Genomic DNA, 26829 nt, shown 5'->3' on the forward strand with positions numbered 1-26829 from the left:
GCATCGCTGCCATCGCTTCGCATGAAGCGATGGCAGGATGCAGAAGACGCCAATACGACCGTCGAACCTACAGACGAAGCAGCACGGCACCCACCAGGATCAGGTTCAGCAACACGGTCAGCCCGTACACACGCTGAAACGCACGCTTGCTGCATTTATGGCGCAAGACCTTCTGCGCCAGCCAGCCGCCCGGCCAACCACCCATCAGATCGAGAAAATGCAGAAGGCGTTCGGCAATCCGGCGTTCACCCTGGCGCGCAGCAAGTTTGTCTCGCGCGTAGACGATGAAAGTGATCGCGCTCAGCACGCCATAGACCGCCGGCACGAACAGCCAGGCGGTTTCGTGCAAACCCATCACAGGAAGACCGGCTCCGGCTCCAGCAACACGTCGAAACGCTGCGCGACGTCGGCTTGTATCGCCTGCGCAAGCCGCGCGATGTCGCTGCCGCTGGCGCCGCCGCGGTTGATCAGCACCAGAGCCTGTCTGTCATGCACGCCGGCCGCGCCTGCGGTCCTGCCCTTCCAGCCGCACTGATCGATCAGCCAGCCTGCCGCCAGCTTGTAGCTGCCGTCTGGCTGCGCATAGCTGACCAGTTGAGGATGCTGTGCCAGCAATGCATCGCGTTGCGCTGACGTGACCACCGGATTCTTGAAGAAGCTGCCGGCATTGCCGATCGCCGCCGGATCGGGCAATTTGCGCGTGCGGATGGCGATGACGGCATCGCCGATTTGGCGCGCCGTCGGTTCTGTAATGCCGCACGTCGCCAGCTCCTGCGCGACGTCGGCATATACGGCATTCGCCTGCCAGCGCTTCGGCAGCGCAAACGTCACGTCTAGCACGACGGCGCGCTCACGCAATGCATGTTTGAAGATGCTGTCGCGATAGCCGAATGCGCACGCCGCCTTGTCGAGCACGGCGGTTTCGCCGGTTTCGAAATCGAAGATGGTCAGCGCATGGAAACGGTCCTTGATCTCGATGCCGTAGGCGCCGATGTTCTGGATCGGCGCGGCACCGACGCTGCCGGGTATCAGCGACAGGTTTTCCAGCCCGCCGAGCCCCTGCGCCAGCGTCCATTGCACGAAACCATGCCAGTTCTCGCCAGCGGCAGCGCGGACGTAGGTTGCGTCATTGTCTTCGCCGATGACAGCTACCCCCTTCGACTGCATGTGCAGCACGAGGCCGGGGAAATCCCGCGTCAGCAGGATGTTGGAACCGCCGCCCAGCACCAGGCGCGGCAATCCGGCCAGTTCCGGGTCGCGACGTACCTCCTTCAGCTGTGCGACGTCCGTCACCGGCAGATAAGCGCGGGCGGTCGCCTCGACGCCGAAGGTATTCAGCGCGCGCAACGGGAAATCGGCCTGCACAACGGTCCGGACGGAAAGAGAATCAGCCATAGCCGGCGATTATAATCGCGCGACTGTTCACCCGGTTTTTTGTCCGCTAGAATGGCCCGTCAACAGGCCGCTTCCGTGCGGCCGCACCATTTATAGAGGAATCAAACATGCCTTCTTTCGATACCGTCTCCGAAGCCAACATGGTCGAAGTCAAGAATGCCGTCGACCAGGCCAACAAGGAAATCTCGACTCGCTTCGATTTCAAGGGCAGCGATGCGCGCGTCGAGCAGAAGGAACGCGACCTGACCGCCTACGCCGATTCGGAATTCCAGCTCGGCCAGGTACGCGACGTGCTGACCAACAAGATGACCAAGCGTAACGTCGATGTGCGCTTCCTCGATCTCGGCAAGATCGAGAAGATCGGCGGCGACAAGGTCAAGCAGGTGATCAAGGTCAAGAACGGCATCGAGACCGATGACGCCAAGAAGATCGTGCGCATCATCAAGGACAGCAAGATGAAGGTGCAAGCCAGCATCCAGGGCGATGCAGTACGTGTGACTGGTGCCAAGCGTGACGACCTGCAGGCGACCATGGCGATGCTGCGCAAGGAAGTGAAGGACCTGCCGCTGGAATTCAACAACTTCCGCGACTGATAGCACTGCAATCGACTACTCACAATAACTACCCGCAATTCCCACTGATTGCCCAACGGCACCGGCCGCCAACCACTTCGCGGAGATCGTCCGATGAACATGCGTCTGTTTGCCTGCGCACTTTGCATGACTTCGCTGCAGGCCTTTGCGGCGGACATCAGTGTCGTCGGCGTCTTTCCCGACAAAGCGGTGCTGGTCGTCGACGGCGGCATGCCCAAAACCTATTCGGTCGGCAACACGGTCGTCAGTGGCATCAAGCTGGTTTCCGTCGGCAAGAACGGTGCCGTCTTCGATACGAACGGTAAACGCCAGACGATCGAACTGGGCGGCTACGTCAGCCGAATCGCGCCATCTGCCGGCGCCAGCGTCACGCTGCAGGCGGACGGCCGCGGACATTTCGTGGCACAGGGCCAGATCAACGGCGGCACCTTGCGAATGCTGGTCGATACCGGTGCGTCGATGATCGCATTACCTGCTTCCGATGCGCAGCGTCTCGGCATCGATTACACGAAAGGCCGGCCGATTTTCATCAATACCGCAAACGGCACGGTACGCGCCTATCAGGTCCGGCTCGATACGGTGAAAGTCGGCGACATCGTGCTGAACCAGGTGGATGGCGTCGTGCAGGAAAGCGGCTTGCCGGTCGTCCTGCTCGGCATGTCCTTTCTGCGGCGTGTGGAAATGCGGCGCGACGGCGAACAGATGGTGCTGACGAAACGGTACTGACCGCTTGAAATCCTGACATGAAAAAAGCCCCGGCATGCCGGGGCTTTTTTCATGGCGAAGTCATGATGCAAAATGCGGATCACGCATCCGGGTCCTTCACATGGCGGCGTTGCTTGACAGCTTCCGCCAGCGTTTCCAGCACGCCCAGACTGTCTTGCCAGTTGATGCAGCCGTCGGTGATCGACTGGCCGTAGGTCAACTCCTTGCCTGGAATCAGATCCTGACGTCCGCCGACCAGATGCGATTCGACCATCACACCGACGATGCGCGTTTCGCCGCCGGCGATCTGCGCAGCGATGTTGGCATTCACCGGAATCTGGTTTTCCGGCTTCTTCGAGCTGTTCGCGTGCGAGGTATCGATCATCAGGCGTGATGCGAGGCCGGCTGCAGCAATGTCCTTGCATGCCTGGTCGACGCTAGCCGCATCGTAGTTCGGCGCCTTGCCGCCGCGCAGGATCACGTGGCAATCCTCGTTGCCGCTGGTCGACACGATCGCCGAGTGGCCGCCTTTGGTCACCGACAGGAAGTGGTGCGGCTGCGATGCCGCCTTGATCGCATCGACCGCGATCTTGACGTTGCCGTCGGTGCCGTTCTTGAAGCCGACCGGGCACGACAGGCCGGACGCCAGTTCGCGATGCACCTGCGATTCGGTCGTGCGTGCGCCGATCGCGCCCCAGCTGATCAGGTCGGCGATGTATTGCGGGCTGATCACATCGAGGAATTCGGTGCCGGCTGGCAGGCCGAGTTCGTTGACGTTCAGCAGCAGTTCGCGCGCCATGCGCAGGCCGTCGTTGATACGGAAGCTGTTGTCCATGTACGGATCGTTGATCAGGCCCTTCCAGCCGACCGTGGTACGCGGCTTCTCGAAGTAGACGCGCATGATGATTTCCAGCTCGCCGGCGAAGCGCTCGCGCTGCTTGACCAGCAGGTTCGCGTATTCCATCGCGGCCTTGGTGTCGTGAATCGAGCACGGGCCGATAACGACCATCAGACGGTCGTCCTGGCCGTGCAGGATGCGATGCAATGCCGTGCGCGCATTGGCTGCGGTGGTCGCCGCCTTTTCGGAGCAGGCGAACTCGCGAATCAAATGCGAGGGGGGAGTCAGTTCCTTCATTTCTCGGATCCGTAAATCGTCGGTGCGCGGCATGGTTTCTTCTCCAATCAAAACTTTTCGATGAAACAAAAAAACCGCCATCACTGGCGGTTCTGTCAGATATTCGGTTTAAGCTTTTTCAGTCTGCGCGCTTACCGCTTCTCCACCGCCATCGGGCTGGAATAGCTAAAGTAAAAATAAAACGAAAAGCGCAAAAAGGTCATTTCAGTACCGAAAAAACGAGATTTCCGAACAATATTGCAGCAATCGGCCCGGTTTGGCAAGTTTGGCGTTGCTTTCGTGGCCTGGGCGACAACAATGGCCTGATTGTCAACAACAACCGCTCAGGTCAGGCCGTGCCGCCCACCGTTACGCCATCCAGACGCAGTGTCGGCTGGCCGACACCCACCGGCACGCTCTGGCCTTCCTTACCGCAGACGCCGACGCCGCTGTCCAGACGCATGTCGTTGCCGATCATCGCCACGCGGTTCAACACGTCGGGGCCGTTGCCGATCAGCGTCGCGCCCTTCACCGGATAGCTCAGCTTGCCGTTTTCGATCATGTAGGCTTCGCTGGCCGAAAACACGAACTTGCCGTTGGTGATATCGACCTGGCCGCCGCCGAAGTTGACTGCATACAGGCCGTTCTTCACCGATGCCAGAATTTCTTCCGGGTCCTTGTCGCCGGCCAGCATGTAGGTGTTCGTCATGCGCGGCATCGGCAGATGCGCATACGATTCGCGGCGCGCATTGCCGGTCACCGGCATCTTCATCAGGCGCGCGTTCATCGTGTCCTGGATGTAGCCTTTCAGGATGCCGTCCTCGATCAGCGTCGTGCATTGCGTCGGATTGCCTTCGTCGTCGATGTTCAGCGAACCGCGGCGATCGGCGATCGTGCCGTCGTCGACGACGGTAACACCCTTGGCAGCGACCCGCTCGCCAATACGGCCGGAGAACGCACTCGAACCCTTGCGGTTGAAATCGCCTTCGAGGCCGTGGCCGATCGCTTCGTGCAGCAGCACACCGGGCCAGCCTGGGCCGAGCACGACCGTCATCGGGCCGGCCGGCGCCGGACGCGCTTCCAGATTGACCAGTGCGGAAGCCACTGCCTCGCTCGCATACTTCTCCAGCAATTCGTCGCTGAAGTAGCCATAGCTGTAGCGACCACCGCCACCGCTGGTGCCAACCTCGCGACGGCCATTCTGTTCGGCGATCACCGTGATCGACAGTCTCACCAGCGGACGGATATCGGCCGCCAATACGCCATCGCTACGCACGACGAGCACGACGTCGTATTCGCCTGCCAATCCTGCCATCACCTGCACGATACGCGGGTCCTTGGCGCGCGCGATGCGTTCGATACGCTCCAGCAGCTTGACCTTTTCGGTCGCGTCCAGCGACGTCAGCGGATCGTTCGGCAGATACAGCGAACGGCCGCCGCTTGGCTGGATAGATGATGCAACCTTGATCTTGCCGGCGCCCTGACGCGCAATCGTGCGCGTGGCCGTTGCCGCTTCGATCAATGCGCGTTCGGAAATTTCGTCCGAATACGAAAATGCCGTCCTGTCACCGGAAACCGCGCGCACGCCGACGCCTTGGTCGATCGAGAAGCTGCCGGTCTTGACGATGCCTTCCTCCAGGCTCCAGCCCTCGCTCTTGGTGAACTGGAAATACAGGTCGGCGTAATCGACGCGGTGCGTGAACATCGTGCCCAGCGTCTTCAGCAGCACGGATTCGTCGAGGCCGAACGGCGTCAGCAGGATGTCGCGCGCGGCGGCCAGCGTTTTCAGATTGGGTTCGAATGGCGTCATGGTCTTTCGGAAGCGCAGTCAGGCGGCGCATTGGATGAATTCGGGTTCGGATAGTGCATTGTAAAACATCCGCCGGCCATGCCTCCGGCGCGGCTCCGTTGTTGCAGGAGAAACCATATGCCAGATGTGCAACGGTTGCCGTTACAGTTTGCGATGGCGCAACGCCGGCAGATTCTCGCGGATACGCAATAAATGTTGGGGATCGATGTCGCCGATTGCAAGACCTTCGCCCTCGGCGCAGACGGAGACGATCTCGCCCCACGGATCGATCAGCATGCTATGGCCCCAGGTCGTGCGGCCGTTGACGTGGCGGCCGCCCTGCGCTGCTGCCAGTAAATAGCACTGGTTTTCGATCGCGCGTGCGCGCAGCAGGATTTCCCAGTGCGCGCGGCCGGTCGTATAGGTGAATGCGGCCGGCACCACGATCAGCATGCAATCGCCCATCGCGCGATACAGTTCCGGGAAACGCAGGTCGTAGCAGACCGACAAACCGACACGGCCGAACGGTGCATCGAAAGTGGCGACCTCGCTGCCCTGCACGATGGTGCGCGCCTCGTCGTACGATTCCTCGCCCTTGGTGAAGCTGAACAGATGAATCTTGTCGTAACGCTTCGCGCGCTGGCCATCGGGGCCATAGACCATCGTCGTATTCAGCACCTTGTCCGCGCACGCCGCCGCCATCGGCAGCGTGCCGCCGATCAGCCAGATGCCGAAGTCCTTTGCCGCACGCGACATGAAATCCTGGATCGGCCCGCCGTTCATCTGCTCGGCCAGCGCGATCTTGTCGGTTTCGCGCATGCCCATCGCCGGCCAGTATTCGGGCAGCAGCACCAGTTGTGCACCCTGCTGCTTCGCCTCGGCGATCAGCCGCGTTGCCGTTGCAATGTTTTCTTCGACGACCGGCGTCGATACCATTTGGATCGCGGCAATTCGCGTGACAGCATCATGCATGGTTCATCCCTCCGGTGTAGTCGACGCGGCTTCCGGTTTGCGTTCCACCTTCACGACATTCGGATCGCTCCAAGGCCCGGTGATCGCGTATTCGAACGTGAAAGCCTTCGCTAACGGCGCACGCAGGAACAGTTGCGCCAGGAAAGTGCCGGCGCCGATCACCGGATTGACAGCCAGTGCATAAGCGACCGACGCCGCGCCGGCGTTGATTTCCGGCACAACAACCACGCGCAGATCCTGCGTTTCCTTGTCGATGTCGGCCGAGCCCGTAATCAATACGGTAGCACTGACGCCGCGCATTTTCAGGTTGTCGGTATGCGCGACGCCGTTGGCGATCTGCGCGTTGCCGTTGATGCCGTCGAACGCAAACCCTTCGGAAAATACGTCGCGGAAATCCAGCGTCAGACGGCGCGGCAACGATTGCAGGCTCAACACGCCGAGCAACTTGGCCGCACCCGGTTCCACCTTCAGGAACTGGCCGCTGCTGATGTCAAGATCGAGATTGCCCGACAGCGTCGGAAAATCGATGGAGAACGGCAACCCCTTCCAGTTGATGGCGCCGCTCATCTTGCCCTTGCCGCCGCGCACCACGTCGACGAAGCCGAAACGATTCAGCAAGCCGCCGGCATTGGCAATGTCCAGGTTGTAATCGAGGCTCGATGTATTGCTGCCGTTTTTCGCCAACCAGCTGCCGCTTGCCGTCAACGTCGCATCCGTATTCTTCAGCGCAAGATTACGTATCTTCCATTCGCGCCCTTCCGTGGCACGCACATAATGCGCGCGCAACTCAAGACGCCCCAGCTTGCGATCGAACAACTGGAAATCCTCGGCGACGATATCGAGTGCCGGCATCTCGGTCGTTTTATCGGTATCGGCCAACAGGGTCTTGACGTCGGAACTGGCCGACTTCGGCACCACCAGTGACGCCAGCCGCGCCGTCACCTTGCCGAGGCCACGTCCCGACGACGATTCGACCCACGTCAGGTAGCCAGAAGCCTGCTGCGAATCGATATTGGCCTGCCAGGTGTTTTCATCGCGCGACACGCCGACCACGACGTTATCGAGCTTCTTGCCGAGCAGATAGAGTTCGTTGGCGCGTACCGCTACCACATTCGGTTCCACATACTGCGCCACATCCGGCCCGTCCGCTGCCGCTTTCTTGCCGCTCTTTGCCGTACCGCCCAGTGACGAAGTCAGATCCAGCCAGTCGTCCACATTCAGCGATCGCATGTTGACATTGGCCATCAGGCCATCGTCCGGTATCGGCGGCGGCACGTTGACGCCGATGCCGCCGCGCACCACGCGCCATGCTGCGGCGGGATCGTTGGCATTGCGTTCGCGCTGATAGCTGGCGGCGATCATGCTGCCGAGCGAAATCTGTATCGTGTCGCGCGACAACGCCGCATTGTCAGAAGCCACGCCGCTCTGTGCAAACTTCAGCGGCAAGGCATCACGCGCCGCCTTGCGCAACGGTGCCGGCAAATCGAGGCCGAGGCCGCGCAGGTTGGATTCCACCGTCACGTCGACCAGCTTGCCCTTGACGGCCACCGCCGCCGTGAATTTCGTGCTGCCGCTAACGCGATCGGCAAACTTCTGCATCGCCGGCGAAGCATAGCTCTTGCGCAAACCGGCGGCTGTCAGGCTGCCGTCGGCCTTGATCAGGATATTGCCGTCCTTCTGCGAGCCGCCGCTCAGGGTCAGCGGACCGCCGAGGAAATTCGTCTTCACGCCTTCCAGCGTCACGCCTTTTTCATTGAAGGCAACCACACCGCCGGTCTGCGTCATCTGCGGCATCGCGTTCATCAGCGTCACGCCGTTGTTGGCGAACTTCAGGCGGCCTTCCACCTTCGCATCGTCCAGATGATTCAGCGGCAGGTGCAGCTTCAGGTCCAGCGTGGCATCGCCAGTCGCCTTCGTCTCGTCGGTGAAATGGCCTATCCATCCCGCGACCGGACTATCCACCGTGTACTGCACCAGATCCTGCAGCGGGCCGGAAGCGTCGCCATCGATTTCCAGCATCAGGTTGTCCGACAGCAGATCGGGAATGACGGCCTTCACGTCAGATACCATCGCGCCATGCGTGTGGCCGCTGTCGGCGAGGATTTCCATGCGCGTGCGGTCGAAACGGATCGTGCCCTTGATCTTGTCCAGGATCGGCCACAGCGGCATCTGGCCGTCGCGGCCGAACTCTCCCGGCGCATAGTTCAGTGCGCCGTCATCGATGCGGCCGCTGAAGGTGAATTCGCCCTTGGGCTTTTCATTCGGCTTGGCGGTGTGAAACGGGAATTGCGCCAAGTCGCCCTTGATACGGATACGGCCGTCGCGCAAGGTGCCGCCGACCAGTCCGCCGGTCAGCCAATCGCGCACATGCACATCCATCGCCGTCGGCAGATAGTCGCCGACGCGGTCCAACGCCAACCCGTCGATATTGCCGCTGACATCGATGACGCCCGGCACATGCCCCTTGCGATCCAGCGGCATCAGGTGCGTGCCGGACAGCGAGACGTTCAATCCTCCCTGCGCCACATCGAGCCGGCGCACATCGAGGAACAGTTGATCGTTCGGACGGAAATCCCATTTCGCGTCCATCTTCAGCGCATCGAAGAAGACCTCCGGTTCGGAAAAATACGTCGGCAGCGACAGCTTCACATTGTTCGATGCCAGCACGAATGCGCCGCCCTCGCTGTTGGCGTCGATATGGCCGGTCAGGTTCTCGAAACCGGGAATCGCCGGCACCGCCGCCTGCGCCGGCCTGCGCGCGGTCGCCGGACGTGCCGCGCGCGCCGGCTGGGCATTCAGCGCCAGTCCGAGGAAATCGCCCTTGACCTTGTACGACGCAATGTTCGGATAATCGCCCTGCCATTGCGCGGAAAAATTCTTCAGCTGCCCGCGCGGCGCAAAATCCTCCAGCAGCCGCAACTGCTCGGCCGGCAACGGCAAGCGGCCGACGAAATCGGCCAGCGCACGCAGATCGAGCAGCGTCGCCTGCACTTCGGTCGATGCCGGCTTGCCGTTCTTCGCCGCCACGTAACGCTCGCTCATCGTCGTCTTCGGCAGCGTCAAACCATCGCGCCCGTGCAACGTCAAGTCGGTGACAGCAATCGTATGACCCTGCATACCTAAGGTCGGCAGGCCGGTGGCCGCCGTCTCCAGCGATTCGCGCACCGCAACGCGGCCATTCGCGCTGACCAGATCCAGCGGCGCCAGATCGGCACGCAGCTGCAGCCGCACGTCGGACAGGGACAAGTCGGCAGTCAGGTCGGCCGCGCGCGCATGATCGAATGCAAGCCAGGCCCGCACCGATCCCCTGGCCGTCTGCAGATCGAACGGAAAGTCGAGGTAGGTCTTCCAAGCCGTCAGATCAGTGTTGCGCAGATCGGCATAGATTTCGCCCGTCCATTGCGTCGCGTCGGAAATCTTGTCGGCAAACAAAGGATGATCGAAACTGGCACGTACGTCGAGCGGTGCGGCAATCGCCTCGGGTGGTGTCGCCTTCAGCGCAAAATAGTGGTTGTTGCCGCTATTGCGCAGCACGATGTCGACGTCGTTCAACTGCAGTTCGGGCGCCTGGCGCAGATCGTCCCGCCAGCGCAACCGGCCGCCGTGGATGCGAATCTCGTGTTGCGACAGCACCCAGTCAGCCGCGCGGCCGTCGCTGCTTTGCTTCAGATCAAGCGGCAGGCCGGCTACGTAGAAATTGCCGCCTGCATCGCGCAGCACGTCCATGTCGGGCCGGTCGATCTCCAGCCGGTGCAGCCGCAGATCGGCCACCAGCAGAGACCACCATGAGACGGTGGCGGATACCTCAGGCAAGCGCAGTGCAGGTTTGTCGTTCTTGTCGTAGATGGCGACGTCGGTGAGCGCAAGTTCAGGCCGCAGGCCGCGCCAGGAGGCGGCGATGGCGCCTATCGTCACCGGGCGGCCTAGCGAATGCGTTGCCACCCGTTCGACATCGGCGCGGTAATCGGCGATCTGCGGCAGCACCGCGTAGCGCAGCGTCAGGAACAGCGCACAGAAGATGAAATAGAAAACGACCGCCAGCCGCAACAGCCACTTCAGCGCGCGGCAGCCTGCGCCACCCGTCTGGCGGCAGGATATCCGGAGGGAACGCCAGCCTGTCTGCAGCCTGTCAGCCAGGGAAATCCGTTCGGGTTGGCGTTGCTCGGTAGGCATCAATCAAAGAGTCGGTAGGTCGACATCGCGTAGAATAAATTCGGCGCACTGCTCGGTGCTGACAACATCAAGATGGCTTGGTTCAAGATTCCAAGAATCGGCTCGACCAACCATCCTCGACAACCTTGGAACTCCTGCCTTGACGAACATGCCCCAATCCGACATCTCCGCCTCACGGTTCTACACCCGATGGATCAATGCAGATGCATCGCGCGCGCAAAAGGTGGCCGAAACCGGCAGATTATCCCTGAACACCGAAGTTTTCGCTCGCATTTTACAAGAGCAGGCCGATGCCGGCGCCCCGCTACCGGCCGCCATGCGCCGCCTGCGCAACCTGGTAATCTGCACGCTGATCCGGCGCGATCTGGGCGGACAGGCCGATCTGGCTGAAGTGCTGGATACGATGACGGCATTCGGCGACTTTGCCGTGCAGCGGCACCTGGCTGCGATCACCGACGACATGATCGCCCTGCACGGCACGCCGATCGGTGCCGAATCGGGCCGCCCGCAGGAAATGATCGTGCTCGGCATGGGCAAGCTCGGCGGTGGCGAACTGAACGTTTCGTCCGATATCGACCTGATCTTCGTCTACCCGGAAGACGGCGAGACGGCAACGACCTCGCCCGAACAGAAACAGCTGTCCAACCACGAATTCTTCGTCCGCACCGGCCGCAAGCTGATCGCCGCGCTGTCCGAGATCACCGAAGACGGCTTCACCTTCCGCGTCGACATGGCGCTACGGCCGAACGGCGCTTCCGGCCCGCTGGCAGCCAGCCTCGCCATGGTCGAGGAATACCTGATCGTGCAGGGCCGCGAGTGGGAGCGCTACGCCTGGGTCAAGGCGCGTGCGCTGACCGGTCATCCGGACGACATCGCCGCGCTGGACCAGATCGTGCGCCCCTTCGTCTATCGTCGCTATCTCGACTACGGCTCGATCGACGCGATCCGCAACATGCATGCACAGATCCGCGCCGAAGTCACGCGGCAGGAAGCGCGCCATCCGGACCGCAGCAACAACGTCAAGCTCGGTCGCGGCGGCATCCGCGAAATCGAATTCATCGCGCAGGTGTTCCAGCTGATCCGCGGCGGACGCGATGCCGTGCTGCGCGACCGTTCCACGCGCCATACGCTGCACACACTGGCGGAAAAGCAGTTGCTCAAGCCCGAAGTCGTTGAACAACTGCTGGATGCCTATACCTTCCTGCGCAACCTAGAGCATCGGCTGCAATACCTGGACGATGCGCAGACACACACACTGCCGGCCAACGAAAAAGACCGGCTGACTGTCGCGCGGATGATGGGTTATGACGACACGACTACGCTGTTGACTACGCTGGAAGAACAGCGCGCATTGGTCGCGCTGCAGTTCGACGAGATTTTCGACGACAGAAAAAGCGAACAACAACAGGCCGAAGTCAGCGCGGAACTGCATGCCGTGCTGTCCGCCTCCGACAGCGAGGAAGCGATCGCGGCCTTTTTGCAGACGCTGAACTTCGATCATCCGGAAGAAGCCGCGCGCCGCATGCTCGCCACCTGGCATTCTCCGCGCCTGCAATCGTTGCCGGAAGCCAGCCGCAACAAGCTGGTCGCCCTCGTCAACGCCGCACTGCCGCTCATCGCGAAAGTCACGCAGGCCCACGCCGCCACGCTCGGCCGCCTACTCGATTTCCTCGAAGCGATTGCACGCCGCGCCGCCTATCTCGCGCTACTGACCGAATATCCGCATGCGCTGGAACGCGTGATCCGCATGATCGCCGCCAGCAACTGGGCTGCGACCTATCTGACGCGCCATCCGCTATTGCTCGATGAATTGCTGGACGACCGCACGCTGAAGGCGGCGCCCGACTGGGACGCCTTCGTGCAGAACTGCCAGCGCCAGCTCGACGAAGTGCCGGGCGATACCGAACGGCAGATGGACATCCTGCGCGAGATGCACCACGCGCAACTGATCCGCCTGCTGGCGCAGGATCTGGTCGGCGATCTGACTGTCGAGCGCCTTGCCGATCATCTGTCCGAACTGGCCGACCGGCTGGTCGCGCTGACGATGAATGCGATCTGGAAAATGCTGCCGAACCGCCATCGCGATGCGCCGCAGTTCGCCGTCATCGCTTTCGGCAAGCTGGGCGGCAAGGAACTCGGCTACGCGTCAGACCTCGACGTCATCTTCCTGTACGACGACGATCATCCCGATGCGCCGGCGCTGTACGCCAAGCTCGCGCAACGCTTCATCACGTGGATGACGTCGCATACGCCGGCCGGCATCCTGTTCGACATCGATACCGCGCTGCGGCCCGACGGCGCCAGCGGCCTGCTGGTCACGACAGTCGCCTCGTTCGAGAAATACGAAACCCAGTCCGCCTGGCTGTGGGAACACCAGGCTTTGACACGCGCGCGCTTCTGCGCCGGCGATGCACGTATCGGCGAACGGTTCGAGGCGATACGCGAAAAGGTGCTGCGCCAGTCGCGCGACGACAGCAAGCTGAAACAGGATGTGCTGGAAATGCGCAAGAAGATGCACGACGCACATCCGAATCGCACGCAATTGTTCGACCTGAAGCACGATGCCGGCGGCATGATCGACATCGAATTCATCGTGCAGTACCTGGTGCTGCGTCATGCCGCAGAACAACCGCGCCTGACCGGCGACATCGGCAACATCGCGCTGCTGAAGCTGTGCGGCGAACTGGGACTGATTGCGCGCGATCTGTCGGAACAATGCGCCGATGCCTACCGCACCTTCCGCCGCATGCAGCACCATATCCGGCTGCAGGGCGAGGAACGCGCACGCGTCGAGAAAGACAAGGTGATGACGGAAATCAATGCCGTCACGGCATTGTGGCAACAGGTCTTCGGCTGATCACGCCAGTCGCACCGCCATGAAAAAAGCCGCCCAAACAGGGCGGCTTTTTATCGTGCCGTGAAGCGTAACGATCAGGGCAGCAAGGTCTTCTTCGCGCTCTGCTTGGCCTTGATTTCGCTGGCCGTCTTGCGGATCGCGGCAAGACGGGCATCGGTATCCGGATGGATCGCCGTATAGCCATTCAGTACGCTGGCCGGATACTGATTCGCCAGGCGCTGCCAGAATGCCGCCGCACCATCGATGCTGTAGCCGGCGCGCGCCAGCATGTACAACGACAGCGTGTCGGCTGCCTCGTCAAGTTCCTGCGGCATCGCCTTCACGCCGGCCGTGCCGCTCAGCATCGTCGTATCCGGCGTCACGCGGGTCATGTTGTCGATGATGCCGCCGATCGTCGCATTCATCTGCTGACGCGTCGGATGACCTAGCGCAGTATGTGCCAGCTCCTTCGCCATCACATAGGCCAGCTCCGTATCGTTGCGCGCGAAATTCAGCATGCCGCGCGTGATCAGCACGCGGCGGCCGTCGGAATAGGCATTGACGTTGTCCACATTGCCCAGTTCGATGCCGAAGCCGCAGGCCTGCGTCAGCGGCACATTCACAGTCAGCGGGTTGTTGTCGCGCTGCAAGCCGAGTTTGACGCTGGACGAACGCCCCACCATTGGACCGAGAATCGCGGCGGCCTGACGTTCGGCGTTCGGTCCCTGCGGCATCGGCTGATCCTGAACCGACGTCAGCAGATCGCCGCGACGAATGCCGGCACGCGCTGCGCCGCTGTTGTTCAGCACGCCGGTCACCTGCAGCCGCTCTTCGTAGCCGAGCGCGCTGGCTGCCGTCACATAGTCTTCCGAATATGAATACTTGTTCTTAGCGCTGAAACCGATCAGGTTGCGCACATTGCCCTTGCACAGCGGCGTGTTGTTGACCAGCAGCGGCGCGGCGACACGATACAGGCGATCCTGCTGCGTCGTGATCGTACGCAGTGCCTGCGCTTGCGTCGACTCGCCGCCGGCAGAAGCTCCGCCCGGCGCATCCAGCGGCACCGTGCTGCAACCGGCCAGGGCCAACGCAGCGGAAATCAGGGCGAGGCGCATTGGTGCGCGCTTCACGGAAAACAGGAAGGGACGAAGCAAGTCTTGCATGGATTTCTCCTGGTGAATCAGTGTTTGCCGTTTCAGTGTTTACCGGTACTGCCGAAACCGCCGGCACCACGCGTGCTGGCATCGAAATCGTCGACGATGTTGAAGCCGACCTGCATCACGGGCACGATGACCAGTTGCGCCAGGCGTTCCATCGGGTTCAGCGTGAATTCGGTCTGGCCGCGGTTCCAGGTGGAGACCATCAGCTGGCCCTGGTAATCGGAGTCGATCAGGCCGACGAGGTTCCCAAGCACGATACCGTGCTTGTGGCCCATGCCGCTGCGCGGCAGGATCATCGCTGCATAGCCGGGATCGGCGATGTGGATTGCCAGGCCGGTCGGCACCAGATGCGTCTCTCCCGGCTTCAGCACCAGCGGTGCATCGAGGCAGGCGCGCAGATCCAGGCCCGCGCTGCCCGACGTTGCGTAAGCCGGCAATTGCTCTTTCATGCGGGGGTCGAGAATTTTGACGTCGATGTTCTTCATGTAGGGAAAGTCGTGGGGATATTTGAATAGATGCTTGAAATGGATACGTGACGATCAGATCAGTCCTTCAGGCGCTGCGCAATCTCGACGACCAGCCGGCGCGCCAGCGACTGCTTGTCGGCATGCGGTAGCGGCAGATGGCCTTTTTCGTCGAACAGCATCAGCTCGTTGTCGTCGCGGCCGAAAGTCTGCGGACCGATATTGCCGACCAGCAGAGGAATATTTTTCTTCTTGCGCTTGGCTTCGCCGAATTCAATCAGGTTTTCCGACTCGGCAGCAAAGCCGACGCAGTATGGCCGCTTGTCCAACGCAGCGACGGCAGCGAGGATGTCGGTGTTTTCCTCGAACTCCAGCGCCGGCGACTTGCCTTCGGCGTCCTTCTTGATCTTCTGTCCGCTGACGTTTTTCACGCGCCAGTCCGCGACCGCGGCCACTGCGATGAAGACGTGCTGCGATGCGATGCGCGACATCACGACGTCGTGCATCTGCTCGGCGGTCTGCACGTTGATGCGATGCACGCCGTACGGCGCATCCAGCGCGGTCGGGCCGGAAACCAGCGTCACGTCGGCGCCCGCTTCGCGCGCCGCGCGCGCAATCGCGTAACCCATCTTGCCGGACGACAGATTGGTAATGCCGCGTACCGGATCGATGGGTTCGAAAGTCGGGCCGGCGGTAATCAGCACGCTTTTGCCGACCAACAGGTTGGGTTGAAAGCTGGCGACGATTTCTTCCAGCAGCTGCGCCGGCTCCAGCATGCGGCCCATGCCGGTCTCGCCGCAAGCCTGCTCGCCGGCGTCGGGACCGAGCACGGCGATACGGTCGCTTTTCAGTTGTGCGACGTTGCGCTGCGTGGCCGGGTTCTGCCACATCTCGACGTTCATCGCCGGCGCGACCATCAGCGGCACCGACATCGGGCGCGCCACGCACAAGGTGGACAGCAGATCGTTGCAGGCGCCATGCGCAAGCTTGAAAATGAAATCGGCGGAACACGGCGCGATGACGATCGCATCGGCATCGCGCGTCAGATCGATGTGCGGCATGTTGTTGGCTACGCGCGCATCCCACTGGTCGGTGACGACCGGCCGGCCGGACAGCGCCTGCATCGTGACCGGTGTGATGAAGTGCGTGGCCGCATCCGTCATCACCACCTGCACCGATGCGCCGGCCTTGACCAGCGCGCGCGTCAGTTCGGCTGCCTTGTAGCAGGCAATGCCGCCGGTCAGTCCCAGCACGATTTTTTTACCGGCAAGATCCATCGAAGACTCCTGGAAGATGTCGCGGGCTAGTGTAACAGTTCAACCCGCCCTGCCGCTATTTGCCGACGCGGCGCAATTCGTCGTAGATGAACAGGATCGCGCCGATGCAGATCGAACTGTCGGCGATATTGAAAGCCGGCCAGTGCCAACCGCCGACATGAAAATCGAGGAAGTCGATGACGTGGCCGTATATCAGCCGGTCGATCACATTGCCGACCGCACCGCCGAGAATCAGCGCCAGCGCCCAGCTGAACAGACGCTGGCCGGCATGCCGGTGCAGCAGCCAGATGATGAACAACGCCGCGGCGATGCCCATCACGGTGAAGAAATAGCGCTGCCAGCCGCCACCGGTGGCAAGAAAACTGAACGCCGCGCCCTTGTTGTAGACCAGCACCAGGTTGAAGAACGACGTGACCGTGTGCGATTCGCCATAGAAGAACAGGCGTTCGATCGCGATCTTGGTGATCTGGTCGATCAGAACCACAATCGCTGCGATGCCGAGCCAGGGCGCCATGCTGCAGGAACTGCCGAAGATTTTCTTAGCCATCGATTGTTTTCGTTGCGATGTCACGGGAAACGGTTCCGCATGCAGCGGAACCGCATTTGCATTGCACGCCGGATATTACGTTACGTCAGCAATGACGTTGGTAATTACGCCGGCAATCAGGCGAAACGACGCGCCTCGCCGTTGCCGAACAGATTGTCCACGCAACGGTCGCACAGACCCGGATGATCGACATGCGTGCCGACCGCCGGACGATAGTGCCAGCAGCGTTCGCATTTCTGCGCGGCGGACGGCGTGACAACCACGCCCTCTTCCTGCTCCGACGCGACCTTGACGACCTTCGCCTGCGACGTGATCAGCACGAATTTCAGGTCGTCGCCGAGACCATTCAGCAGATCGAACTTGTCGCCGCTGACCTTCAACTCGACTTCCGCTTGCAGCGACGAACCGATCGCGCCGGTACCGCGCACTTCTTCCAGTTGCTTCATCACATCGTCGCGGATCGTGCGCAACGCCGCATACTTCTGCAGCAATGCCGCAGCATCGGACACCGGCGGCAGCACATAGTTCGTCTGTGTGAAGATGGTATCGCCCGCTTCGTCGCCGACGAACACGGCCCACGCCTCTTCCGCCGTGAACGACAGGATGGGCGCCATCAGGCGCAGCAGCGCATGCGTCATGTGCCAGATCGCGCTCTGCGCCGAACGGCGCGCATGCGACGTCACGCCACTGGTGTACAGGCGATCCTTCAGGATATCGAGATAGAAGCTGCCGAGGTCGTCCGAGCAATAGCCCTGCAGACGTGCCACGACCGGATGGAATTCGTAGGCGCGCGCATGATCGATCAGCTCGCGCTGCAGCTCGGCCATCTGCGCGATCGCATAACGGTCGATTTCCAGCATGTCGTCGACGGCGACCAGATCCTTCTTCGGATCGAAATCGGACGTGTTCGACAACAGGAAGCGCAACGTGTTGCGGATGCGGCGATAGGATTCCGTCACGCGCTTGAGAATTTCGTCGGAGATCGACAGTTCGCCCGAATAGTCGGTCGAGGCGATCCACAGGCGCAGGATATCGGCACCCAGCGTGTCGGAAATCTTCTGCGGCGCCAGCGTGTTGCCGAGCGACTTGGACATCTTCTTGCCCTCACCGTCGACCGTGAAGCCGTGTGTCAGCAGCGCCTTGTACGGCGCGCGGCCGTTCAGCATGGACGATGTCAGCAGCGAAGAATGGAACCAGCCGCGATGCTGGTCCGAACCCTCCAGATACAGGTCGGCCGGAAAGCCCAGCTCCTTTCCATGCGAGCCTTTTCCTTGCGGCCCGCCCAGCACGGTCTGGTGCGTGCAGCCGGAATCGAACCACACGTCCAGCGTGTCGCGATTCTTCAGATACAGGTCGGCGTCGTTACCCAGCAATTCCTTCGGATCGAGCGACAGCCATGCTTCGATGCCATCCTTCTCGACGCGTTGCGCGATCTGCTCCAGCAACTCCGGTGTGCGCGGATGTAGATCGCCCGTTTCCTTGTGCACGAAGAAGGCCATCGGCACGCCCCACTGGCGCTGACGTGACAACGTCCAGTCCGGTCGATTGGCGATCATGCCGTGCAGACGTGCCTTGCCCCAACTCGGGAAGAACTGCGTTTCCTCGATCGCGGCCAGTGCAGTTTCGCGCAGCGTCGCGCCCTGATTTTTCGGCATCACATCCATGCCGGCAAACCACTGCGAGGTTGCGCGATAGATGATCGGCGTCTTGTGGCGCCAGCAGTGCATGTAGCTGTGATCGAACATCACCAGCTTGAACAGCGAGCCGACTTCGTCCAGTTTCGCGCAGATCGGCTTCGATGCTTCCCAGATCGTCATGCCGCCGAACAGCGGCAGCCACGATGCGTATTTGCCATCGGCCATCACCGGCGCGATGATTTCGTCGTCGCGCAGCCCGTGCTTCTTGCACGAGATGAAGTCGTCGATACCGTAGGCCGGCGCGGCATGCACGATGCCGGTGCCGCTGTCGGCGGCCACGTAGTCGGCCAAGTAGATCGGCGACGTGCGGTTATAGCCCGGATCGACATCGGCAAACGGATGCTTGAAGCGAATGCCTTCCAGCGCCGCGCCATCGCAGGTGGCAACGACCTTGCCTTCGAAGCCATAACGTTTCAGCACATCCTCGACCAGATCGGCTGCCAGAATCAGCAACAGCGGCGCATTGTTGCGCGAGGTTTCGACCAGCGCGTAGCGCAGTTCCGGATGCACGTTCAGCGCCTGGTTGGATGGAATCGTCCATGGCGTCGTGGTCCAGATGACGATGTAGCCTTTATCGACCGGCAGCTTCGGCAGGTCGAACGCTTTCGCGACCTTTTCCGGTTCCGCGAACGGGAAACCGACGTCGATCGCCGGATCGCGCTTGTCCTGGTATTCGACTTCCGCTTCCGCCAATGCCGAGCCGCAATCGAAGCACCAGTTGACTGGCTTCAGGCCGCGATAGACGTAGCCCTTTTCCATCAGCGTGCCGAGCGCGCGGATTTCGTCGGCTTCATTGCCGAAGTTCATCGTCTTGTACGGGTTATCCCATTCGCCCAGCACACCGAGGCGAATGAAACCGGCCTTCTGGCGTTCGACCTGTTCGTTCGCATAGGCGCGCGCCTTGGTCATGACCTCCGCGGTCGGCAGGTTCTTGCCGAACTGTTTTTCGATCTGAATCTCGATCGGCATGCCGTGACAATCCCAGCCCGGCACGTAAGGCGCGTCATAGCCGTCGAATTGCTTGGACTTGACGATGATGTCCTTCAGGATCTTGTTGACCGCATGACCAAGGTGGATGTCGCCGTTCGCATACGGCGGACCGTCGTGCAGGATGAATTTCGGACGCCCTTTCGACGCGGCGCGGATCTTTTCGTAGATCTTGCGCTCCTGCCATTGCTTGACCCATTGCGGTTCGCGCTTGGCGAGATCGCCGCGCATCGGGAACGGCGTATCGGTCATGTTGACCGGATATTTGCTGGCTGCCTTGTCGGCCGGTTTGTTTGGCTTGTCGGACATGGGAAATTTCTTTTTCTGGGATTCTGTGGATCAAACGAACGAATGAGGTGCGTGACGTTCGATCGTCAAATTCGGTCGGTGGCGGATGTCGCCGCATCTGCCAGCTGGCGGAAATGCGCGCGCGCCTGCTCCGCATCGCGTTCGATCGCAGCGGTCAGCGTCGGCAGGTCCACATACTTTTCTTCATCGCGCAGCTTCTTCAAAAATTCCACGCGCACCCGTTTGCCGTAGCACGGCGTGTTGTAATCGAACAGATGCGTCTCGAGCAGCACGCGGCCGCTATCATCCACCGTCGGTCGCACGCCGATGCTGGCCACGCCGGGCAATGGCGTGTCTTCCAACCCCCGCACCTGCACGACATAGATGCCGGACACGGCCGGATGCTTGTGCACCACGCGCAGGTTCAGCGTCGGGAAGCCGATCGTGCGCCCCAGCTTCTTGCCGTGCACGACATGGCCGGAAATCGAATACGGATGGCCGAGCAAGGCTTCGGCACGGACGAAATCGCCATCGGCAAGCGCCTCACGGATCGCCGACGACGACACGCGCAAACCATCGTTCGTCACAGTTGGCTGCGTCTCGACGGTAAAGCCGTACCGCTTGCCGGCCTCGATCAGCGTCTGCACGTTGCCGGCGCGCTTGGCGCCGTAGCAGAAATCCTCGCCGACGATCAGCCACTTCACGTGCAAGCCCTGCACCAGAATGCGTTCAACGAACTCCTCGGGCGGCAACGCAGCGAAATGCTCGTTGAAATGCTCGACGATGACGCGATCGACGCCGGCGTGCGACAGCGAGACCAGCTTGTCGCGCAGACTGGCGATGCGCTTCGGCGCGCGCGACGGATCGCCGGCCCGCGCCGCGAAGAATTCGCGCGGATGCGGCTCGAACGTCATCACCGCCGATTCGATGCCCATGCCGGACGCCACTTCGCGCAGGCGTGCCAGCAGCGCCTGATGGCCGCGATGCACGCCGTCAAAATTGCCGATCGCCAGCGCACAGGGTGCGCGCGACGCAGCATTGGGAAGTCCGCGAAATACCTTCATCGAATCGTGTGGATTTGACGGGAAAACCGTCGCAAAACCTTGAATTATAGATGCTTTCCCGTCCATCCGGACGGCAGCGAGCCTCTTACAGCGCGCCCCAGACCGCATTCAGCGCTGCCACCGCCGCCAGTCCGGCGGTTTCGGTACGCAGCACGCGTGGTCCCATGCCGAGCAGCAGCACGCCTTTGGCCTGCGCCTGCGCTTCTTCCTGCTCGGTAAAACCGCCTTCAGGACCGATCATCAGCGCGACCGATTGCGGCGGATGATGGCGCGCCCAGTCCGACAGCGACTGCTCGGAACGCGGGCTCAGCATGATGCGCGGATGCAGATCCTGCTGCGCAATCCATTGCGTGAAATCGACCGGCCCGGCCACCGTTGCCAGCCGGTTGCGCCCGCTCTGCTCGGACGCTGCCACGACAATGCCGGCCCAGTGCTGCAGCCGTTTTCCCGCGCGTTCGGCGGACAGCCGCACCACGCAGCGCTGCGCCGCCAGCGGCTGGATTGCATGCACGCCCAGTTCGACCGCCTTCTCGACGATCCAGTCCATCTTCGATGCTTCCGGCAACGCCTGCGCCAGCGTAATCGCGTACGGCAGCTCGACTTCGTGCGGCTCGAACAGCTTGATCTCCGCCGTCACCCGCTTCTTTTCGATGGTGGAAATGGTCGCCGTATATTCGCCGCCCTCGCCGTTGAACAGCGTGATGCGGTCGCCAACCGTCAGGCGCACGACCTGGATATGGTGGGCGACGACTTCCGGCAAGGTGACGACGGCGCCAAGGGCAAGCGCTTGCGGGCAGTAGAAACGGGGCATGTAGGCGTTCGTAAAGAAAGGGTTACAGGTTTACAGCGTAAGGGCTCGCAAGGTTGTCGATTCGACATGTCCGAGCCGACCCCGATCGGTGGGAACGGGCAGCGATCCGGACAACGATTCCGATTTTAGTCCGAGGCCCCGGTCTGGTAAAATAGTCGGCTCCGCAGCAGGGCTGTTTTTCAAGGTTGTTTTTGTTGCGCCCATGCCTGCAAATCGATCACATCGACCCGGTTTCATTCGACTCGCCACCTAATCCGCCACCTAATCGAACATGACTTCCACGCTCCCAACGAACAAGATGGCCAACGCGATCCGCGCGCTGGCAATGGACGCAGTACAAAAGGCCAATTCCGGACATCCGGGCATGCCGATGGGGATGGCGGAAATCGCCGTCGCGTTGTGGGCAAATCACTATTCGCACAATCCGGCCGATCCGAAATGGGTCAACCGCGATCGCTTCATCATTTCCAACGGCCACGGCTCGATGCTGCACTATGCGCTGCTGCACCTGACCGGCTACGACCTGCCGATGGACGAGCTGCGCAACTTCCGCCAGCTGCATTCGAAGACGCCGGGCCACCCGGAAGTCGACATCACGCCGGGCGTGGAAACTACCACCGGCCCGCTCGGCCAGGGCATCACGAACGCGGTCGGCATGGCGCTGGCCGAAAAACTGCTGGCGGCCGAATTCAATCGCCCCGGTTTCGACATCATCGATCACCACACCTACGTCTTCCTCGGTGACGGCTGCCTGATGGAAGGCATCTCGCATGAAGCCTGCTCGCTGGCCGGCACGCTGGGCCTTTCCAAGCTGATCGCACTGTACGACGACAACGGCATCTCGATCGACGGCCATGTCGAAGGCTGGTTCGCCGACGACACGCCGAAACGCTTCGAAGCCTACGGCTGGAACGTGATCCGCGCCGTCGACGGCCATGATGTAGACGCCGTCAATGCTGCCATCACGCAAGCGAAGCAATCGAGCAAGCCGACGCTGATCTGCTGCAAGACCGTCATCGGCAAGGGCTCGCCGAACATGGCCGGCACGCATAACGTGCACGGTGCCGCGCTGGGCGACAAGGAAATCGCCGCCACGCGCGAAGCAATGGGCTGGAGCGATGCGCCTTTCGTCATCGCCGACGACGTCTACGCCGCCTGGGATGCGAAGGCTAAAGGTCTGAAGGCGCAAGGCGACTGGAACGCGAAGCTGGAAGGCTACGCGAAACAATTCCCGCAACAGGCAAGCGAACTGACGCGCCGCATGAAGGGCGAGCTGCCGGGCGATTTCGACAAGGCCGTCGATGCCTACATCGCTGTCTGCGTCGACAAGAAGGAAACCATCGCCACCCGCAAGGCCAGCCAGAACGCGATTCAGGCGTATGCGCAAGTGCTGCCGGAATTCCTCGGCGGCTCGGCCGACCTGACCGGCTCCAACCTGACCAACTGGAAAGAAAGCGTGGCCGTGCGCGCCAACCAGCCTGGCAATCACATCAACTACGGTGTGCGCGAATTCGGCATGAGCGCGATCATGAACGGCATCGCCTTGCACGGCGGCTATCTGCCGTTCGGCGCGACCTTCCTGACCTTCTCCGACTACAGCCGCAATGCGCTGCGCATGGCAGCGCTGATGAAGGTACGCTCGCTGTTCGTCTTCACGCACGACTCGATCGGCCTCGGCGAAGACGGTCCGACGCACCAGTCGGTCGAACACGTCTCCAGCCTGCGCCTGATTCCGAACCTGGACAACTGGCGTCCATGCGACACCGTCGAATCCGCCGTCGCATGGCAACAGGCGATCAAGCGCCACAACGGCCCGAGCACGCTGATCTTCTCGCGCCAGAACCTGCCGTTCCAGGAACGTTCGGCCGAACAGATCGCCGACATCGCGCGCGGCGGCTATGTGCTGCGCGATGCGAAGGATGCGAAAGTGATCCTGATCGCGACCGGCTCCGAAATCGAACTGGCCGTCAAAGCCGCCGAACAACTCGCCGAACACGGCGTTGCTGCACGCGTCGTCTCGATGCCGTCGACCGACGTGTTCGACCGTCAGGACGATGCCTACAAGGCCAGCGTGCTGACCAAGGGCGTGCCGCGCGTGGCAATCGAAGCCGGCGTCACCGATTTCTGGCACAAGTACGTCGGTCTCGAAGGCGGCGTGGTCGGCATCGACACCTTCGGCGAATCGGCGCCGGCCGGCGTGCTGTTCAAGCACTTCGGCTTCACCGTCGACAACGTGATCGCCACCGTCAAAAAAGTGCTGGCGTAACGGAAAACGCACGTGACCGAAATCACTTTCCGCCACGCCACGGCCGCCGATGCGTCGGCCATCGCCGCCCTGCGCGTCGACAGCTGGCGCACCAGTTATCGCGGCGTGATTCCGGAAAGCTATCTGGACAACATGCGTGCCGAAGACAGCGCATCGATGTGGTCGCAAGTGTTGCAGGCGGAACGCCCCGGCATCGTCGTCTTCGTCGCCACTGCCGACGACGAGATCGTCGGCTTTGCTTCCGGCATGCTGCTGTCGCCGGCCAAGCTGGACTGCGATGCCGAACTCACCGCTATTTATTTGAAGCCGATCGCGCAGCGCGGCGGCGTCGGACGCCGCCTGCTGGCATTGGTCGTGCAGGCGATGCAGCAACACAAGGCATCGTCGCTGCTGACGTGGGTGCTTGCCGACAACAAACCCGCGCGCCAGTTTTTCGAAGAACTCGGTGCCGCGTTGCTGGTCGAACAACCGTTTTCGTGGGACGACCTCGAACTGACCGAAGCCGGCTACGCCTGGCACGATCTGGACCGGCTGTTGCAGGATTGCGGCAGCGAAAAGAATGTTTTGCAGTTGAAACTGAGTTGAACCCTTTCTGGAGAAGAAGATGACCATCCGCGTCGCAATCAACGGTTACGGCCGCATCGGCCGCAATGTCCTTCGTGCGCACTATGAAGGCGGCAAGAAGAACGACATTCAAATCGTCGCCATCAACGATCTCGGCAAACCCGAATCGAACGCGCACCTGACCCGCTACGACACGGTACACGGCAAGTTCCCCGGCACCGTCGAAGTCGACGGCGATTGCATGGTCGTCAACGGCGACCGCATCAAGGTCTTCGCCGAACGCGATCCAGCCAAACTGCCGTGGGGCGACCTGAAGGTCGACGTGGTGATGGAATGCACGGGCTTCTTCACCACCAAGGAAAAAGCCTCGGCTCACCTGAAAGGCGGCGCGAAGAAAGTCATCATTTCCGCACCGGGCGGCAAGGATGTCGACGCGACCATCGTCTACGGCGTGAACCACACGGTATTGAAATCGACCGACACCGTGATCTCGAACGCCTCGTGCACGACCAACTGCCTGGCGCCGCTGGTCAAGCCGCTGCACGACAAGCTCGGCATCGTCAACGGCCTGATGACGACCGTGCACTCGTACACCAACGACCAGGTGCTGACCGACGTCATGCACGAAGACCTGCGCCGCGCGCGTTCGGCCACGCATTCGATGATCCCGACCAAGACCGGCGCCGCTGCCGCCGTCGGCCTCGTGCTGCCGGAACTGAACGGCAAGCTGGACGGCTTCGCGATCCGCGTGCCGACGATCAACGTTTCGATCGTCGACCTGTCCTTCATCGCCGCGCGCGACACGACGGTCGATGAAGTCAACGCGATCATGAAGGAAGCATCGGAAGGCGCGCTGAAAGGCATCCTGACCTATCAGACGGAACAGCTGGTGTCGGTGGACTTCAACCACAATCCGGCATCGAGCAGCTTCGATGCGACGCTGACGAAAGTCTCCGGCCGCCTGGTGAAAGTCTCGTCGTGGTACGACAACGAATGGGGCTTCTCGAACCGCATGCTGGATACGACGACGGCATTGATGAGCGCAAAATAAATCGCTGCTTCATCAAATAAAAACGCCCCGATATCGGGGCGTTTTTTGTTTCTGCATCAACAATGGTGGATCACGTGCCTGCCTTCACCGCCTTCTCGATATCGGCGCGCGACAGTTCCGGTGCAAACAATTGGATGAAATCGTAGGTGTAGCTGCGCAAATAGGCGCCGCGCCGTACCGCCAGCCGCGTGACGTTCTGCGCGAACAGATGCGCACCATCGATCACCTTCAATCCCGTACCGGTCAGCGTATTGCCGTTGCGATGCTGCAGCGCCATCGACGCCACCAGACCGACGCCAAGACCGAGCGCAACGTATTGCTGAATCACGTCGGAATCCATTGCGGTCAGCACGATATCCGTCGTGATGTTTTCTTGACGGAAGGCATCGTCGATGTGACTGCGACCGGTAAAGCCGAGGTCGTAGGTAATCAGCGGATATTCGGCCAGATCGGCCAGCGTGACCGGATTCTTTTCCAGCAGCGGATGGCCGTCCGGCACGACGATCGCGTGATGCCAGCGATAGCACGGGAAGGAAACCAGTTCATCAAACTGGCTCAGGCCTTCGGTCGCGATGCCGACATCCGACCTGCCGGAAATCACCCATTCGGCGATGTGCTCCGGTGAACTCTGCTGCAGCGCGATGCGCACTTTAGGAAAAGCCGCTCGAAATGCCTGCACGACTTTCGGCAGCATGTAGCGTGCCTGCGTGTGCGTGGTGGCGACGGCCAGCGTACCGATTTCCTGCGCCGTGTATTCGCGACTGGCGCGCTGAAGATTCTCCGCTTCCAGCAGCAGGCGGTCGATGATCTGCAGGATGCCGCGTCCCGGATCGGTCAGGCCGGTCAGGCGCTTGCCGTTGCGCTCGAAGATGTCGACGCCGAGTTCTTCTTCCAGTTCGCGGATCTGGCGGCTCACGCCCGGCTGCGATGTGTACAGCACATTGGCGACTTCGGTCAGGTTGTAGCCGCAGCGTGCGGTTTCGCGTATCGAACGTAATTGCTGAAAATTCATCGTGGGACACCCCGTCAAAACGCCGTCGAATCGGCGGAAATCTCTGTGCGATTCCCCGATGATC

General features: G+C 61.5%; 20 protein-coding genes. 6 read left to right on the forward strand and 14 right to left on the reverse strand.

Annotated elements, in window-relative coordinates; genetic code table 11:
* Nucleotides 1–67: 67 nt before the first annotated feature.
* Both ACO1VH_RS03375 and murB read right to left on the reverse strand, forming a co-directional pair.
* On the reverse strand, nt 68–355 hold the full coding sequence (locus tag ACO1VH_RS03375) for a DUF1294 domain-containing protein (RefSeq protein WP_486242844.1): 288 nt from the start codon (nt 353–355) through the stop codon (nt 68–70).
* Entirely contained in the window at nt 355–1395 is a 1041-nt protein-coding gene (murB, locus tag ACO1VH_RS03380) for a UDP-N-acetylmuramate dehydrogenase (protein ID WP_486242435.1), read from the reverse strand. The genes ACO1VH_RS03375 and murB overlap by 1 nt, the downstream gene beginning before the upstream one ends.
* A 107-nt stretch (nt 1396–1502) precedes the next feature.
* Here murB and ACO1VH_RS03385 point away from each other — a divergent pair, with 107 nt between their 5' ends.
* Nucleotides 1503–1988, forward strand: coding sequence for a YajQ family cyclic di-GMP-binding protein (locus ACO1VH_RS03385; RefSeq protein ID WP_486242436.1), 486 nt, complete (start codon nt 1503–1505; stop codon nt 1986–1988).
* A 126-nt stretch (nt 1989–2114) separates the two neighbouring features.
* On the forward strand, nt 2115–2714 hold the full coding sequence (locus ACO1VH_RS03390) for a retropepsin-like aspartic protease family protein (RefSeq protein WP_486242438.1): 600 nt from the start codon (nt 2115–2117) through the stop codon (nt 2712–2714).
* Between the two features lie 79 nt (nt 2715–2793).
* Here the strand turns inward: ACO1VH_RS03390 and aroG are convergent, their stop codons facing one another.
* The 4 genes from aroG to ACO1VH_RS03410 all read right to left on the reverse strand — a co-directional run bounded on the left by aroG (nt 2794) and on the right by ACO1VH_RS03410 (nt 10741).
* Complete coding sequence (gene aroG, locus ACO1VH_RS03395) at nt 2794–3861, reverse strand: 3-deoxy-7-phosphoheptulonate synthase AroG (protein ID WP_486242439.1); 1068 nt, start codon at nt 3859–3861, stop codon at nt 2794–2796.
* Between the two features lie 295 nt (nt 3862–4156).
* Nucleotides 4157–5617, reverse strand: a complete 1461-nt coding sequence (gene tldD / locus ACO1VH_RS03400) for a metalloprotease TldD (protein WP_486242441.1) — start codon at nt 5615–5617, stop codon at nt 4157–4159.
* Between the two features lie 141 nt (nt 5618–5758).
* A complete protein-coding gene (locus ACO1VH_RS03405; RefSeq protein ID WP_486242443.1) occupies nt 5759–6568 on the reverse strand; it encodes a carbon-nitrogen hydrolase family protein in 810 nt (269 codons plus the stop codon).
* A 3-nt stretch (nt 6569–6571) separates the two neighbouring features.
* Entirely contained in the window at nt 6572–10741 is a 4170-nt protein-coding gene (locus ACO1VH_RS03410; protein ID WP_486242444.1) for a YhdP family protein, read from the reverse strand.
* Nucleotides 10742–10889: 148 nt separating this feature from the next.
* Here ACO1VH_RS03410 and glnE point away from each other — a divergent pair, with 148 nt between their 5' ends.
* Complete coding sequence (gene glnE / locus ACO1VH_RS03415; protein WP_486242446.1) at nt 10890–13598, forward strand: bifunctional [glutamate--ammonia ligase]-adenylyl-L-tyrosine phosphorylase/[glutamate--ammonia-ligase] adenylyltransferase; 2709 nt, start codon at nt 10890–10892, stop codon at nt 13596–13598.
* A 74-nt stretch (nt 13599–13672) separates the two neighbouring features.
* Here glnE and ACO1VH_RS03420 read toward each other — a convergent pair whose 3' ends face one another.
* The 7 genes from ACO1VH_RS03420 to ACO1VH_RS03450 all read right to left on the reverse strand — a co-directional run bounded on the left by ACO1VH_RS03420 (nt 13673) and on the right by ACO1VH_RS03450 (nt 21872).
* Nucleotides 13673–14740, reverse strand: coding sequence for a M48 family metalloprotease (locus tag ACO1VH_RS03420; protein WP_486242448.1), 1068 nt, complete (start codon nt 14738–14740; stop codon nt 13673–13675).
* 32 nt (nt 14741–14772) lie between these two features.
* On the reverse strand, nt 14773–15222 hold the full coding sequence (gene dut, locus ACO1VH_RS03425) for a dUTP diphosphatase (protein WP_486242449.1): 450 nt from the start codon (nt 15220–15222) through the stop codon (nt 14773–14775).
* A 59-nt stretch (nt 15223–15281) separates the two neighbouring features.
* The gene (gene coaBC / locus ACO1VH_RS03430) at nt 15282–16478 is read right to left on the reverse strand and encodes a bifunctional phosphopantothenoylcysteine decarboxylase/phosphopantothenate--cysteine ligase CoaBC (RefSeq protein WP_486242451.1); all 1197 of its coding nucleotides are present in this window, start codon (nt 16476–16478) and stop codon (nt 15282–15284) included.
* Between the two features lie 55 nt (nt 16479–16533).
* A complete protein-coding gene (gene lspA / locus ACO1VH_RS03435; protein WP_486242452.1) occupies nt 16534–17025 on the reverse strand; it encodes a signal peptidase II in 492 nt (163 codons plus the stop codon).
* A 116-nt stretch (nt 17026–17141) separates the two neighbouring features.
* Entirely contained in the window at nt 17142–20018 is a 2877-nt protein-coding gene (ileS, locus tag ACO1VH_RS03440) for an isoleucine--tRNA ligase (protein WP_486242454.1), read from the reverse strand.
* Nucleotides 20019–20083: 65 nt separating this feature from the next.
* Entirely contained in the window at nt 20084–21061 is a 978-nt protein-coding gene (locus tag ACO1VH_RS03445; protein ID WP_486242455.1) for a bifunctional riboflavin kinase/FAD synthetase, read from the reverse strand.
* Nucleotides 21062–21146: 85 nt separating this feature from the next.
* Entirely contained in the window at nt 21147–21872 is a 726-nt protein-coding gene (locus ACO1VH_RS03450; protein ID WP_486242457.1) for a 16S rRNA (uracil(1498)-N(3))-methyltransferase, read from the reverse strand.
* A 271-nt stretch (nt 21873–22143) separates the two neighbouring features.
* Between ACO1VH_RS03450 and tkt the strand changes: the two genes are divergently transcribed.
* The 3 genes from tkt to gap are packed head-to-tail and all read left to right on the forward strand — an operon-like array spanning nt 22144 to nt 25753.
* Nucleotides 22144–24138: a transketolase gene (tkt, locus tag ACO1VH_RS03455; protein ID WP_486242458.1), complete on the forward strand. Its 1995-nt coding sequence runs from the start codon at nt 22144–22146 to the stop codon at nt 24136–24138.
* A gap of 12 nt (nt 24139–24150) precedes the next feature.
* On the forward strand, nt 24151–24723 hold the full coding sequence (locus tag ACO1VH_RS03460) for a GNAT family N-acetyltransferase (RefSeq protein ID WP_486242460.1): 573 nt from the start codon (nt 24151–24153) through the stop codon (nt 24721–24723).
* Between the two features lie 19 nt (nt 24724–24742).
* Nucleotides 24743–25753 (forward strand): type I glyceraldehyde-3-phosphate dehydrogenase, encoded by a 1011-nt coding sequence (gap, locus tag ACO1VH_RS03465; RefSeq protein WP_486242461.1) that lies wholly within the window; start codon nt 24743–24745, stop codon nt 25751–25753.
* A gap of 70 nt (nt 25754–25823) precedes the next feature.
* Here the strand turns inward: gap and ACO1VH_RS03470 are convergent, their stop codons facing one another.
* Entirely contained in the window at nt 25824–26765 is a 942-nt protein-coding gene (locus ACO1VH_RS03470) for a CysB family HTH-type transcriptional regulator (protein ID WP_486242463.1), read from the reverse strand.
* Nucleotides 26766–26829: the final 64 nt, after the last annotated feature.

Source organism: Oxalicibacterium sp. (assembly GCF_057353965.1).